Below are 13,968 nucleotides of genomic sequence, written 5' to 3'. Positions count from 1 at the left end.
CCAGATTCGAGGTTCTTATTATGGGACGCATTATTGGTATTGATTTGGGCACCACCAACTCTTGTGTATCGGTGCTCGATGGTGACAGTGCAAAAGTCATTGAAAATGCGGAAGGCGGCCGTACCACACCGTCTATCATCGCTTACACCGACGACGGTGAAACGCTCGTTGGCCAGGCAGCCAAGCGCCAAGCGGTCACCAACCCAGAAAACACGCTATATGCCATCAAGCGTCTAATCGGCCGTCGTTTTAAAGACGATGTCGTACAAAAAGACATTAAAATGGTGCCTTACAAAATTACCGAAGCGGATAACGGTGACGCTTGGGTAGAAGTGAAAGGTAAAAAAATGGCGCCGCCGCAGGTCAGCGCGGAAGTGCTTAAGAAAATGAAGAAGACGGCGGAAGATTACCTCGGCGAAACTGTTACCGAGGCGGTCATTACGGTACCGGCTTACTTCAACGACAGCCAGCGTCAGGCTACCAAGGATGCGGGTCGCATCGCTGGTTTGGATGTTAAGCGCATCATCAACGAGCCGACCGCAGCAGCGCTCGCCTACGGTATGGACAAGTCTCGCGGCGATAAAACCATCGCGGTCTACGACCTGGGCGGCGGTACCTTCGATATTTCGATCATCGAAGTCGCCGATGTTGACGGCGAAACCCAGTTTGAAGTGCTGGCAACCAATGGCGACACTTTCCTGGGCGGCGAAGACTTTGACCTGGCGTTGATTAACTATCTGGTTGACCAGTTCAAGTCGGACAGCGGTATTGACCTATCCGGTGACAATCTGGCCATGCAGCGCCTGAAAGAAGCTGCCGAGAAAGCCAAAATCGAGCTTTCCAGCGCCCAGCAAACCGACGTCAACCTGCCGTACATCACGGCGGACAACACAGGGCCGAAGCACCTTAACGTGAAGGTGACCCGTGCCAAGCTGGAATCGCTGGTAGATGACCTGGTACAGCGCTCAATGGAGCCGTGCAAGGTTGCCCTGAAAGATGCTGGCCTGTCGGCATCAGAAATTGACGACGTGATCCTGGTCGGTGGCCAGACGCGCATGCCGCTGGTCCAGCAGAAAGCCGCTGAGTTCTTCGGTAAAGAAGCACGTAAAGACGTTAACCCTGACGAAGCGGTGGCCGTGGGTGCTGCGATTCAGGGCGGCGTTCTGGGCGGCGACGTTAAAGATGTACTGCTGCTCGACGTTACCCCGTTAACCTTGGGTATCGAAACCCTGGGGGGTGTAATGACACCGCTGATCGAGAAAAACACCACTATTCCGACCAAGAAGACGCAAACCTTCTCCACGGCGGATGACAACCAGACGGCGGTGACCATCCATGCCGTGCAAGGCGAGCGTAAGCAAGTATCGCAGAACAAGTCGCTGGGTCGCTTCGATCTTGCCGATATTCCGCCCGCGCCGCGCGGTGTGCCGCAAATCGAAGTGGCTTTCGATCTGGATGCCAACGGTATTCTGAACGTATCAGCCAAAGATAAGGCAACCGGCAAAGAGCAGTCGATTGTTATCAAGGCGTCTAGCGGTTTGACCGATGAAGAAATCGATCAAATGGTACGCGATGCCGAAGCCCACGCGGACGAAGATAAAAAGTTTGAAGCGCTGGTGCAATTGCGTAACCAAGCAGACGGCATGATTCACGCTACGCGTAAAACGCTGGAAGAAGCCGGTGACAAAGCGACCGATGACGAGAAACAAGCCATCGAAACCGCTATCACCGAGTTGGAAGAAGCCACTAAAGGCGACGACCAAGAGCTGATTCAGCAAAAACTCGACGCGCTCACCGAGGCGTCAGGCAAGCTGGCACAAAAGATGTACGCCGAGCAGGCAGAAGGCGCTGAGCAGCCGGGTGAAGAGGGCGTCGACCAAGGCAAATCGAAGCCTGAAGAAGACGTGGTTGACGCTGAGTACGAAGAAGTCAACGACGAGCAAAAGAAACAGTAACCCCTCTTTCTGCCAAGGAAAGCGGTGACGCGGGAGGCAACCTCCCGCGTTGCTGTTTCCGCGGCCGAGACGCTCGAAGTTAAATGTGCAGTTGAATGCGTAGCTAACCAGGAGGCGTAGGACCCATGTCCCAACGCGATTATTATGAAGTCCTGGGTGTCGAAAAAGGGGCTGATCAGAAAGAGATCAAGAAGGCCTACCGTCGCCTGGCGCAAAAGTATCACCCCGACCGTAACCCGGATGATGACACCGCTGCGGAGAAATTCCGTGAGGTATCGGAAGCCTACGAAGTCTTAACCGACAGCGAAAAACGTGCCGCTTACGATCAGTTTGGCCATGCCGGGGTTGACGGCCAAGGCGGCTTTGGTGGCGGAGGTTTTGGCGGCGGTGGCGCTGGCGATTTCAGCGACATCTTTGGCGATGTGTTTGGCGATATTTTCGGTGGCGGCGGTGGACGTCGGCGCGGCCCCAATGCGCCTGCACGGGGCTCTGATCTGCGCTATAACCTTGAGCTGGACCTGGAAAACGCAGTGGCCGGTACCACGGTCGATATCCGCGTACCGCGGCATATTGAATGCGATCGCTGCGATGGCGGCGGTGCTGAACCAGGTTCAAGCAAAGATACCTGTCCAACGTGCCATGGCCACGGCCAAGTGCGTATGCAGCAAGGTTTCTTCGCCGTTCAGCAAACCTGCCCGACCTGTCATGGCTCTGGCCAACACATCAAAGTGCCGTGCCATAAATGTAACGGCGAAGGTCGCGTGCGCGAGACCCGGACGCTGTCGGTGAAGATTCCCCCAGGCGTGGACACCGGCGACCGCATCCGTTTGAATGCGGAAGGCGAAAGCGGCGTCAACGGCGGCCCTCCGGGCGATTTGTATGTCCAGGTAGCCATCAAGCCGCACCATATCTTCCAGCGTGACGGTAAGCACCTGCAGTGTGATGTGCCGATCAACTTTGTTGATGCCGCCCTTGGCGGGGAGCTGGAAGTGCCGACGCTCGACGGGCGCGTGAAGCTGAAAATTCCGCCGGAAACCCAAACCGGCAAGCTATTCCGTCTGCGCGGTAAAGGCGTGAAGCCCGTGCGTGGCGGTGCTCCTGGCGATCTGCTATGCAAAGTGGTGGTGGAAACCCCGGTCAATCTCAATGACGAGCAGCAAGACCTGCTGCGTCAGCTACAAAAGAGCTTGGACGGCACCAACAGCCATAGCCATTCGCCGAAGAAAACCGGCTTTTTCGATAGCGTGAAGAAGTTTTTTGAAGAGATGAAGCCGTAATTTTGAGATGATGCTAATCAGCTAGGTGCTTGGTTCAAAAACCCTCGGTTCGCCCGGGGGTTTTTGCTGTTTAGGGAGTGCTGTACACGATGGATAACCTCCAGGAGAGGCCCACTAAAGGTATTTTGCTTAGGATTCTCTCTGGTGTGCTATTTACCGGCATGTTGGTGAGCATCAAGGCGGTCAGTGACGTTGTGCCGGTGGGCCAGTCGGTATTTTTCCGCTCGCTGTTTGCGCTGTTGCCCATAGTGGTATTTCTTGCCCTGCGCCGGGAGTTTCCTCGCGGGCTGGCAACGCGTCGCCCGCTGGGGCATGCGTTGCGCTCTGGCTTGGGGGCGGCGGCGATGTTCGCGTCCTTTGGGGCGGTCGCGCTATTGCCGGTTGCCGAGGCTACGTTGCTCGCCCAGTTAACGCCGGTGTTCATGGCCGTTGGTGGGGTTTTGCTATTGGGCGAGCGGTTTTCGCTCCATCGTGCCGGTGCCATTGTGTTTGCGCTCTTAGGTATGGCGGTATTAGTGCTGCCTGGGTTGGAAGCGGACGAGGCGGGTGGGCAATTGCCGGGCTATGCGTTAGGGGCGCTTAGCGCGTTGTTAACGGCAGGGGCGCTGCTTACCGTGCGGCGGATTTCACGTACGGAAACGGCAGGTGCTATCGCCTTCTATTTTATACTGGTGTCGTCGCTGGCAGGCCTGGCAACGCTACCGATGGGCTGGGCGGCGCTTAGCCCAGAAGAGTTTGGGTTGCTGGTGTTGTCAGGCCTGTTTGGCGGCGCGGCGCATATCGCGATGACGCTGGCGTTGCGCAATGCGGAAGCATCGCGCTTGGCGCCATTTGAGTATATAGCATTGGTTTGGCCGGTATTGGCGGATTGGGTGTTGTTCGGAATACCTGTCTCTAGTGGTTTCCTACTTGCACTGCCGCTGATGTTAAGCGGCGTGGCACTCGCCGCCATGGAAGGAAGGCGGTTTAGATGGCTTCTTCGACGATAAGCTGCGGGCTGCCTTTTGAGCAGGGCTCAATGCGCGCGTTTACTCGGTAAACGGACTGCAGCAGTGCAGGCGTAATCACGTCCGCCGTGGGACCGCAGGCAATTAGACGACCGTGTTCAAGCACCATGGATGCATCGGTAAAGCGCAGCGCATGCCCCAGGTCATGCAGTGCTACCAGGATGAGCATTTGCCGCTCGTCGGCTAGCCGCCGCAGTACGCTCAGCAGGCTAATTTGGCGATTCAGGTCGAGCGCTGAGGTGGGCTCGTCCAGCATCAGAATCTCGGGCTCCTGCACCAACGCTTGGGCGGCGCTGACCAGTTGGCGCTGCCCGCCGCTAAGGTCGCCAATATCGCGTTCGCCCAATGTGGCGATATTCAGCTCATCTAATGCACGGTCAACCTGTGCTAAATCTTCGCCCTGGACTTTTAGGCTGCGCCCTTGCATGCGCGCCAACAGCACTGATTCATATACCGTTAGCACTGCTTTCGCCCCTGTGTCTTGGGGCATGTAGGCCACGGGGCGCTCGGCGCTTGTACCGCTGATGACCACCTCGCCTTCACCTTTTAATAGACCCAGGATGCGGCGAAATAAGGTGGATTTGCCTGCGGCATTAGGGCCAAGCAGGGCCACCACTTGCCCACCCTGAAAGCGCGGGGTGGTGATGTCTTGGATAATGGAACGCCGCCCGTAGCGGGCGGAAACGCGATTCAGCTGTAGGGTTACCATGATGCCTTCTTGTGGTTAAGCACGAGAAACAGAAAGAAGGGAATCCCAACGAGAGACGTAATGATGCCAATGGGAATAATGGTGCCCGGAATAATGATTTTGGAAATCACCGAGCCAACCGACAGAATCAGTGCGCCACACAGCGCTGAGCCTGGCAAGAAGAAGCGCTGGTCCTCGCCGAGCATAAGGCGCGCAATATGCGGCCCCACCAAGCCAATAAACCCGATGGTGCCGACAAACGCGACGGCAATAGCCGCAAGCAACGATACCAGTACCAGCACTTCCAGGCGCAGCGAGCGCGGATTCACGCCCATGCTTTCGGCTTTGGCGTCGCCCAGTCGCATGGCGGTGAGCGCCCAGCCGTGACGCGCAAGCAGTGGTATCACCATGGCCAATACGCTCAGCGCGATCCAGAATTTCGGCCAGGTCGCTTTGGTCAGGCTGCCCATGGTCCAAAACACTACCGCGGACACGGCCTCTTGGCTGGCAAAGAACTGAATCAGCGACATCAGCGAGTTGAAGATGAACACCATGGCGATGCCCAGTAGCACAATGGTTTCTACCGTCACACCGCGCTTAAGGCTTAAGGCATGAATTAAGAACGCTGTGAACATGGCCATTATGAAGGCGTTGATGGGCACCACAAACTCAATGGCGGCAGGCACCAGCGCGACACCAAAAGCGAGCCCTAACGCTGCACCAAAACTTGCTCCAGCCGAAATTCCCAGGGTAAACGGGCTGGCCAGCGGGTTGCTCAGGATGGTTTGCATCTGAGCTCCGGCCACCGAGAGACTGGCGCCCACAACCAGTGCCATCAGGGCCACCGGCATGCGTATCTCCCAGAGAATGACGCGTGCCTGCTGGCTGACGTTATCTGGGGTGAACAAGGCGGTAACGACTTCGCCCAGGCTGTAGCGTGCCGGGCCAAGGGCTAGGTCAACGCATAGACTGAAAAATAGTGCGACCACCAGCGCTGCCAGAATCATCTGGCGACGAAACACTTGGCTACGATAGAAAGCGCGCCCCTGTGGGGCGGGCGCTGCCGTCATGGTTTCACTCGTCATTTAATGACACCCAGTAACCGGGTTCGTAGTCGATGGGTAAAAAGCGGTCGTGCAGCTCACGCATAGTGGCTTCCGGTTCCAGGTCTTCAAACAACTGCGGATGTAGCCATTTGGCTAACTGCTGAACCGCCACGAAGTAATAGGGACTATTGTAGAACTGGTGCCAGATAGCGTGGACATTATCCACCTCGACCGCGTGTATGCCGGTCATGGCCGTGCGTTCAGTGAGGGCGTCGAGCTTTTCACGGGCTTTATCCATGTCTGCCCCTGGGCCCATGCCCACCCAGTCGCCGCCTGGCACGTAGGCATCCCAGTTGCCGCCGGTTACCACCATGTGCTCCGGATCAGCGGCAATGATCTGTTCAGGATTCAGGTTGCCAAAACTGTCGGGGATAATGTCCGCGGCAATGTTGCTGCCGCCCGCCAGGGTGACATATTCGCCGAAATTGGCCGGGCCGAAGCTCATGCAGCACTCGTCGGAGTAGCCGCCCGCCCGGTCGATAAACACACTGGGGCGCTCGGGGTCGGCTTTAGCAATAACATCGGTTACCCGTGCCATCTGCTCTTCCGCAAACGCGATAAAGTCCTCGGCGGCGGCTTCATCGCCCATCAGCTCGCCAATGATGCGCATCGAGGGAATGGTGTTTTCGATGGGATCCTCACGAAAATCCACGTAGACAATGGGAATGTCCAACTCGGCCAGCTTGTCGTCGTAGCCGGCGTCTTCGGTGGCGGCTTTGGCCTCGATATTCATCAGCACGACATCGGGCGTGAGAGAAGCCGCCTGCTCGACATCGAAGGTGCCGTCCTTGAACCCGCCGAAGGTGGGCAGGTCGTCGATTTCCGGAAAGCGTTCGGCGTAGCGCGCATAGTTATCGGGGTCCGCCTGGGAAAAGTCCTCCCGCCAGCCCACTACATGGGCAAAGGGATCTTCCGGCTCTAATAACCCCAGCAGATAAATCTGCCTGCCCTCGCCTAAAATGACCCGTTCCGCTGGGGCGTCCAGGGTAACGTCGCGGCCAGCGACGTCGGTCACGGTGATGTCGTCGGCGACAGCGGCGGCGCAGCTCAAAACGGAGACCGCGCCCAGCAACAGTTTGGAAAAGTGGGCAGCCATAATTACCTTCATAACCGGATAAGTAACAAGTGAGTGGAGTGGGTAAAAGCGCCAGCCTGGCGGATGGCCAGTAATAAACCACGTTGTGCGTATAATTCGCATTCTCAAGGGCGCCATTATTGCTTAAACGCCTGGGTCTGTCGATATGTCTCTCAAGGTGGGGCTCGTTGTGTATAAGCATGCCCGTGAACACGCTGTTGCACTGAAAGCCCATTCGTTGCTTGGCTCTTATCCCAGTGCGCATTAGGCTGGTAGGTACTCACTCGCTACTTCTATGGAGAAAGCGGCATGCCTCTATCCCGTGCTGAAATCGCAACGCCTTCTGGCGAACGCTTAATTAATCGCTTGTGCAAGCACTGGTCGCATAAGCTTGAGGTCGAGCAATCTGAACAAGAAGCCAAAATTACATTTAGTTCGGGCACTTGCCTGATGCGAGCCGGTGACGAAACATTAACGGTGGCGATCGAGACGCTTGAAGAAGGCCATCTGGATGAATTGGAAGGCGTGGTGGAGCGCCATCTGGTGCGGATGGCCGGTGATGAAGCGCTGGTTATCGTCTGGGAAAACTAGTCGACCCCGACGGCGCGGATTCCCGCCGCGGGTCTGCTATAATCGCGGCCACGTTTGATATCCACTTTGATGCTGAAAGACGCAAGCGCAGGAGTTTCGATGACCCGAGTTGCCATTGTAGGCGTCGCTGGCCGGATGGGCCGCACGCTGGTTAATGCTGTAGAACAAGAGGCTGACGCTACGCTGGCGGGCGGTATCGTTGAGCCAGGCAGCTCCCTGGCAGGTGCTGATATTGGCGAGTTGGCGGGCGTTGGCAAACGTGGCGTTGTAGCGGTGGATTCGCTTGAGGCTATCGTTGACAACTTTGACGTGCTGATCGACTTCACCGCGCCTCGGGTTACCTTGGCGAATCTGGCGTTTTGCGCCGAGCACGGCAAACGCATCGTGATTGGCACCACCGGTATGAATGATGATGAGCTGGCTCAACTGGATAGCTTTCGCGATCGCGTCGCCATGGTATTTGCGCCCAATATGAGCGTGGGGGTGAACCTGACGCTCAAGCTATTGGAAACCGCTGCTAAAGCGCTGGGCGATGAAGGCTATGATATTGAAGTGATTGAGTCCCATCACCGCCATAAGGTCGATGCCCCCTCCGGCACCGCGATCAAAATGGGGGAAGTGGTCGCAAAAAGCCTGGATCGCACGTTAAAAGAACATGGCGTGTTCGAGCGGGTGGGGCAATGCGGGCCGCGCACCGATAAAGAGATTGGCTTTGCCACCGTGCGCGCAGGGGATATTGTCGGCGAGCACACGGTGATGTTTGCCACCGAGGGCGAACGTATCGAAATCACCCATAAAGCGTCCAGTCGCATGACCTTTGCCAAAGGCGCGGTGCGCGCAGCGCGCTGGGTCGCGGGGAAAGAGTGCGGCCGTTACGATATGCAGGATGTGCTGGGCTTAGATTGAGCGGTGGCAATGCTCAAGCAGCCCATCATTAAGGGGTAGTCTTAGGTCTAAAATTCCTGTAACATTCCAAAAATTTTGGCCGAGTGGCTGCCGCTACGTAGCAAAATATCTGCAGCGAATGTCTGTGGAGAAAGCACCGCGCTTGTTGCACTGGTCTTAGGTTAGCGAAATAGGCAGCTAGTTACTGCGCCATGGCGGTCAGTCATGGAAGAGAACAACAAGCGGGATGAAACCGATTTTTTACTGTCGGCTTCGTCCCGCTTTTTTACGACCTGAGTTTTACTAACCGCGTCGTGGATAATGAAGAAATTGCCGAGCCTGCGCCCACAGGCTCCCACCAGCATGGGAGGACCTTGTTTTGAATAACCCCGCATTGAGCAAACCCGCGATATTGGCCCTGGAAGATGGCAGCGTGTTTCACGGAACCGCCATTGGTGCGGAGGGGGTCACAAGCGGTGAGGTGGTGTTCAATACGGCCATGACCGGCTATCAAGAAATCCTCACCGACCCCTCCTATACTCGTCAAATTGTCACGCTTACTTACCCCCATATTGGCAACACCGGCGTTAACAGCGAAGACGTTGAATCCGCCTCGATTGCCGCAGCGGGCTTGGTGATTCGTGATTTGCCACTCATGGCCAGCAGCTTCCGCTCTGAGCAGTCGTTGTCGGACTACCTGAAAAGCCAAAACGTGCTGGGCATTGCCGATATCGACACCCGCCGCTTAACGCGCATCTTGCGCGATAAGGGCGCGCAGAACGGCGCGATTTTGGCGGGCGCTGACGCTGAAGGCGACGGCGCGGTAGAGCAGGCATTGGCAGCGGCTAAGGCGTTTCCTGGGCTGAAGGGCATGGATCTGGCCAAAGAAGTGTCGTGTAAAGAAGCCTATGAGTGGTCTGAGGGTGAGTGGGCGCTGGGTGAAGGTTATGCAGATGCCGCACAGACCGAGCGGCCCTATCATGTGGTGGCGTTCGATTACGGGGTGAAATTCAACATTCTGCGCATGCTGGCCGCTCGCGGCTGCCGCCTGACGGTTGTGCCCGCGCAAACGCCCGCCGCTGAGGTGCTGGCGATGAACCCTGATGGCGTCTTCCTGGCCAACGGCCCCGGTGATCCCGAGCCATGTGATTACGCGATCACGGCCATCCAGGACGTGCTGGAAACCGATATTCCGGTGTTTGGTATTTGCTTGGGGCATCAACTTCTGGCGCTGGCCTCGGGGGCAAAAACCGTCAAGATGAGCCATGGTCACCACGGTGCCAATCATCCCGTGCAGGACCTGGATACTGGGACGGTGATGATCACCAGCCAAAACCATGGGTTCGCAGCGGATGAAGCGACCTTGCCTGCTAACGTGCGCGCAACGCACCGTTCGCTGTTTGACGGCACCTTGCAGGGGATTGAGCGCACCGACCGACCGGCGTTTAGCTTTCAGGGCCACCCGGAAGCCAGCCCCGGACCGCGTGATGTGGCGCCGTTGTTTGATCGCTTTATCACCATGATGCAGGCGCGACGTTAACCTAGCCGCACATCGCCGTCTTTTGTCGCTCTTCGTCACCCATTTTTTGCGGGAACCGTTATGCCTAAGCGTACCGACATCAACACTATTTTGATCATTGGCGCTGGCCCGATTGTCATCGGCCAGGCCTGCGAATTCGATTACTCCGGCGCCCAGGCGTGTAAAGCGCTGCGCGAGGAGGGCTTCCGGGTTGTGTTGGTCAACTCCAACCCGGCCACCATCATGACCGACCCGGCCATGGCCGACGCCACCTACATCGAACCAATCACCTGGCAGGCGGTGGAAAAGATTATTGAGGCTGAGCGGCCAGACGCTATTCTGCCTACCATGGGTGGCCAGACCGCACTGAACTGTGCGCTCGACCTGGAAAAGCATGGCGTGCTGGAAAAGTACGGCGTCGAGATGATTGGTGCCAACGCCGATGCGATTAACATGGCCGAAGATCGTGACCTGTTTGATCAGGCCATGAAGCGTATTGGGCTTGAATGCCCGAAGGCGAAAGTTGCGCATAGCATGGATGAGGCGTGGGAAATTCAGGATGAGTTGGGCTTTCCAACGATTATTCGTCCTTCTTACACCATGGGCGGCTCCGGCGGCGGCGTGGCGTACAACAAGGAAGAATTCGAGGAAATCTGCACCCGCGGTTTCGAACTCTCCAATAACCACGAGCTGCTGATCGACGAGTCGCTGCTGGGTTGGAAAGAGTACGAGATGGAAGTGGTGCGGGATAAGAACGACAACTGCATCATCGTCTGTGCGATTGAGAACTTCGACCCCATGGGCGTGCACACCGGTGACTCCATCACTGTGGCCCCGGCACAAACGCTGACCGATAAAGAGTATCAGATCATGCGTGACGCCAGCCTCGCGGTACTGCGCGAGATTGGCGTGGAGACCGGCGGCTCCAACGTACAGTTTGGCATGGATCCGCAAACCGGCCGCTTGGTGGTTATCGAAATGAATCCGCGGGTGTCACGCTCGTCGGCGCTGGCCTCGAAAGCCACTGGTTTCCCGATTGCCAAGATCGCCGCCAAGCTGGCAGTGGGCTATACGCTGGATGAGCTGCAGAACGATATTACCGGTGGTCGCACCCCCGCATCGTTTGAGCCGTCCATCGACTACGTGGTTACCAAGATTCCGCGCTTTACCTTTGAAAAATTCCCCCAGGCCAATGATCGCCTAACGACCCAAATGAAGTCGGTGGGCGAGGTGATGGCGATTGGCCGTACCTTCCAAGAGTCGCTGCAAAAAGCGCTGCGCGGTATGGAAACCGGCAACGACGGCCTTGACCCGATCATCAGCGACTTCACGCCGGATAACATGGCGATTATTCAGGGCGAGCTTCAGGCGGCCGGCGCTGAGCGTATTTTCTATGTAGCTGACGCCATGCGCGCTGGAATGAGTGTCGATGATGTGTTTGCGCTGACCAATATTGACCGCTGGTTCCTGGTGCAGCTTGAAGATCTGGTGCTGACTGAAAATGCCGTTGCCAAGCGTTCGCTGGCCGATTTCTCAGCCCGTGAGCTCTATCAGCTCAAGCGCAAGGGCTTCGGCGATGCGCGCCTGGCCAAGCTGCTGAACGTGACCGAAAAAGAGTTTCGTCAGACCCGTCAGGCCGCAGGCATTCGACCGGTCTATAAGCGCGTGGATACCTGTGCGGCGGAGTTCGCCTCGGATACTGCCTACATGTACTCCACCTATGAAGAAGAGTGCGAGGCAGACGTCTCTGACCGTCAAAAAATCATGGTGCTGGGCGGCGGCCCCAACCGGATCGGGCAGGGGATCGAGTTTGATTACTGCTGCGTGCACGCGGCGTTTGCCATGCACGACGATGGCTATGAAACCATCATGGTCAACTGCAACCCGGAAACGGTCTCCACCGATTACGACACCTCTGATCGTCTCTACTTCGAGCCGGTGACGTTGGAAGACGTGCTGGAAATCGCCGACAAAGAGAAGCCGGTGGGCGTGATTGTCCAGTTTGGGGGGCAAACGCCGCTGAAACTGGCCCGCGAGCTGGAAGCCGCTGGCGTGCCGATTATCGGCACCACGCCGGATGCCATCGACCGGGCCGAAGACCGCGAACGTTTTCAACAAATGATCGACAAGCTCGGTTTGAAGCAGCCGCCCAACGCCACGGCGCGTAGCTTTGACGAAGCCTTCGCCAAAGCCGAGGCGATTGGCTACCCGCTGGTGGTGCGCCCCAGTTACGTACTCGGTGGTCGGGCGATGGAGATCGTCTATGACGCTTCCGAGCTCGAGAATTACATGATCAATGCGGTGAAAGTCTCTAATGACTCGCCGGTACTGTTGGATCACTTTTTGAGTGCGGCGGTGGAGATTGATATCGACGCGGTCTCCGACGGTCAGCAGGTAGTGATCGGCGGCATCATGCAGCACGTTGAGCAAGCGGGCGTTCACTCCGGTGACTCCGCGTGTTCGCTGCCGCCCTACTCGCTGCCCGCCGACGTGCAGGATGAGATGCGCGAGCAGGTCAAAAAGATGGCCGTCGAGCTAGGTGTCAAAGGCTTAATGAACGTGCAAATGGCCTGGCAGGATGGCGAGATCTACGTGATTGAAGTGAACCCTCGCGCGTCGCGTACCGTGCCCTTTGTCTCGAAGTGCATTGGTACCTCGCTGGCACAGATTGCCGCTCGCTGCATGGCAGGCAAGACCCTGGCCGAGCAGGGCTTTGAACGTGAAATCGTGCCGCACTTCTATAGCGTTAAAGAAGCGGTGTTCCCGTTCAATAAATTCCAGGGGGTGGATCCGATTCTCTCGCCTGAGATGAAGTCGACTGGCGAAGTCATGGGCTCTGGCGATACTTTTGCCGAAGCGTTCTTTAAAGCGCAGCTGGGGGCGGGTGAGGCGATTCCTGCATTAACCGGCGAGCGCAAAGCGTTTCTCTCGGTACGAGAGCCAGATAAGCAGGGGATTATCGAAGTGGCCCGTTCTCTGCTAACATTAGGTTTTACTCTTTGTGCAACGCGTGGCACGGCAGCTGCCCTCGAAGCAGCTGGCTTGGCAGTGGAGCACGTCAATAAAGTCTACGAAGGTCGTCCCCATATCGTCGATCTGCTTAAGAACGACGAAATCGCCTACATTGTGAACACAACCGAAGGTCGCCAAGCCATTAACGACTCTTCGGTCATTCGCCGTACTGCTCTCGCGCGCAAGGTGCCCTATGCGACCACCTTGGCGGGCGCTAATGCTGTTTGCATGGCGCTGGAGTACGGTCGGGAGATTACGGTGCGGCGCCTTCAGGATCTGCATGCAGGAGCAAGTCAATGAATAAGGTCCCGATGACGGTAGCGGGCGAAAAAAGTCTTCGTGATGAACTGAGTCATCTTAAGGGCGAAGCGCGCCCGCAGGTGATTGCGGCGATTGCTGAGGCACGTGAGCACGGCGACCTTAAAGAAAATGCCGAGTATCATGCTGCGCGTGAACAGCAAGGGTTTATCGAAGGGCGTATCCAAGAGATTGAAAGCAAGCTCTCGGGTGCCCAGGTGATTGATGTCACCAAGCTACCCAAGACCGGGAAAGTAATTTTTGGCGTGACCGTGTCGCTGCTTAACTTAGATACGGACGCTCAGGTCTCTTACCGTATCGTTGGTGAAGACGAGGCTGACATTAAGTCGGGGCGTATTTCCGTGACCTCACCGATTGCGCGCGCGCTCATCGGTAAAGAGGAAGGTGACGTGGTGGTGGTCAAAACACCTGGCGGTGATGTCGAGTACGAAATCGGTAGTGTCGAGCACCTCTAGGGCTATGTGGCCCTGGAGTCGCTCTTTAGGGTATGGCCAAGCGCAAAAAGCCCGCGACACGATGTCGCGGGCTTTAATCA

General features: G+C 56.9%; 11 protein-coding genes. 8 read left to right on the top strand and 3 right to left on the bottom strand.

Annotated features, from left to right (window positions below):
* Positions 1-20: 20 nt before the first annotated feature.
* The 3 genes from dnaK (at position 21) to GA0071314_RS16880 (ending at position 4,221) form a co-directional block, all read left to right on the top strand.
* Positions 21-1,955 carry a molecular chaperone DnaK gene (gene dnaK / locus GA0071314_RS16890; RefSeq protein ID WP_074397712.1) on the top strand — a complete coding sequence of 645 codons (1,935 nt, stop codon included), beginning with the start codon at positions 21-23 and terminating at the stop codon, positions 1,953-1,955.
* Positions 1,956-2,080: 125 nt separating this feature from the next.
* Positions 2,081-3,232 carry a molecular chaperone DnaJ gene (dnaJ, locus tag GA0071314_RS16885; RefSeq protein WP_074397711.1) on the top strand — a complete coding sequence of 384 codons (1,152 nt, stop codon included), beginning with the start codon at positions 2,081-2,083 and terminating at the stop codon, positions 3,230-3,232.
* A gap of 89 nt (positions 3,233-3,321) precedes the next feature.
* Entirely contained in the window at positions 3,322-4,221 is a 900-nt protein-coding gene (locus tag GA0071314_RS16880) for a DMT family transporter (RefSeq protein WP_074397710.1), read from the top strand.
* Here GA0071314_RS16880 and GA0071314_RS16875 read toward each other — a convergent pair.
* The 3 genes from GA0071314_RS16875 to GA0071314_RS16865 are packed head-to-tail and all read right to left on the bottom strand — an operon-like array spanning position 4,199 to position 7,129.
* On the bottom strand, positions 4,199-4,948 hold the full coding sequence (locus GA0071314_RS16875) for an ABC transporter ATP-binding protein (RefSeq protein ID WP_074397709.1): 750 nt from the start codon (positions 4,946-4,948) through the stop codon (positions 4,199-4,201). The genes GA0071314_RS16880 and GA0071314_RS16875 overlap by 23 nt on opposite strands.
* A complete protein-coding gene (locus GA0071314_RS16870) occupies positions 4,942-6,012 on the bottom strand; it encodes a FecCD family ABC transporter permease (RefSeq protein ID WP_074397708.1) in 1,071 nt (356 codons plus the stop codon). Before GA0071314_RS16870 ends, GA0071314_RS16875 begins: the two co-directional genes overlap by 7 nt.
* Complete coding sequence (locus GA0071314_RS16865) at positions 6,002-7,129, bottom strand: ABC transporter substrate-binding protein (protein WP_074397707.1); 1,128 nt, start codon at positions 7,127-7,129, stop codon at positions 6,002-6,004. The genes GA0071314_RS16870 and GA0071314_RS16865 overlap by 11 nt, the downstream gene beginning before the upstream one ends.
* A gap of 288 nt (positions 7,130-7,417) precedes the next feature.
* On the opposite strand from GA0071314_RS16865, the gene GA0071314_RS16860 reads away from it, so the two are divergent.
* From GA0071314_RS16860 to greA, 5 genes are all read left to right on the top strand, one after another.
* Positions 7,418-7,699: a DUF2218 domain-containing protein gene (locus GA0071314_RS16860; RefSeq protein WP_074397706.1), complete on the top strand. Its 282-nt coding sequence runs from the start codon at positions 7,418-7,420 to the stop codon at positions 7,697-7,699.
* Positions 7,700-7,798: 99 nt separating this feature from the next.
* Positions 7,799-8,605 (top strand): 4-hydroxy-tetrahydrodipicolinate reductase, encoded by an 807-nt coding sequence (gene dapB / locus GA0071314_RS16855; RefSeq protein ID WP_074397705.1) that lies wholly within the window; start codon positions 7,799-7,801, stop codon positions 8,603-8,605.
* Between the two features lie 373 nt (positions 8,606-8,978).
* Positions 8,979-10,124 (top strand): glutamine-hydrolyzing carbamoyl-phosphate synthase small subunit, encoded by a 1,146-nt coding sequence (gene carA, locus GA0071314_RS16850; RefSeq protein WP_172822139.1) that lies wholly within the window; start codon positions 8,979-8,981, stop codon positions 10,122-10,124.
* 60 nt (positions 10,125-10,184) lie between these two features.
* Positions 10,185-13,415 carry a carbamoyl-phosphate synthase large subunit gene (carB, locus tag GA0071314_RS16845; protein WP_074397703.1) on the top strand — a complete coding sequence of 1,077 codons (3,231 nt, stop codon included), beginning with the start codon at positions 10,185-10,187 and terminating at the stop codon, positions 13,413-13,415.
* Positions 13,412-13,888: a transcription elongation factor GreA gene (gene greA, locus GA0071314_RS16840; RefSeq protein ID WP_074397702.1), complete on the top strand. Its 477-nt coding sequence runs from the start codon at positions 13,412-13,414 to the stop codon at positions 13,886-13,888. Before carB ends, greA begins: the two co-directional genes overlap by 4 nt.
* Positions 13,889-13,968: the final 80 nt, after the last annotated feature.

The sequence above is a fragment of the Halomonas sp. HL-93 genome (genome assembly GCF_900086985.1).
Classification (GTDB): Bacteria; Pseudomonadota; Gammaproteobacteria; order Pseudomonadales; family Halomonadaceae; genus Vreelandella.
The sequence above is the reverse complement of the archived record's forward strand: the minus strand, read 5'-3'. Positions and strand labels throughout refer to the sequence as shown.

Coding starts and splice junctions, on each gene's coding strand:
- carB (WP_074397703.1), top strand. CDS start 10,185: ATGCCTAAGCGTACCGACATCAACACTATTTTGATCATTGGCGCTGGC.
- GA0071314_RS16870 (WP_074397708.1), bottom strand. CDS start 6,012: ATGACGAGTGAAACCATGACGGCAGCGCCCGCCCCACAGGGGCGCGCT.
- dnaK (WP_074397712.1), top strand. CDS start 21: ATGGGACGCATTATTGGTATTGATTTGGGCACCACCAACTCTTGTGTA.
- GA0071314_RS16875 (WP_074397709.1), bottom strand. CDS start 4,948: ATGGTAACCCTACAGCTGAATCGCGTTTCCGCCCGCTACGGGCGGCGT.
- dnaJ (WP_074397711.1), top strand. CDS start 2,081: ATGTCCCAACGCGATTATTATGAAGTCCTGGGTGTCGAAAAAGGGGCT.
- GA0071314_RS16865 (WP_074397707.1), bottom strand. CDS start 7,129: ATGGCTGCCCACTTTTCCAAACTGTTGCTGGGCGCGGTCTCCGTTTTG.
- GA0071314_RS16860 (WP_074397706.1), top strand. CDS start 7,418: ATGCCTCTATCCCGTGCTGAAATCGCAACGCCTTCTGGCGAACGCTTA.
- GA0071314_RS16880 (WP_074397710.1), top strand. CDS start 3,322: ATGGATAACCTCCAGGAGAGGCCCACTAAAGGTATTTTGCTTAGGATT.
- greA (WP_074397702.1), top strand. CDS start 13,412: ATGAATAAGGTCCCGATGACGGTAGCGGGCGAAAAAAGTCTTCGTGAT.
- dapB (WP_074397705.1), top strand. CDS start 7,799: ATGACCCGAGTTGCCATTGTAGGCGTCGCTGGCCGGATGGGCCGCACG.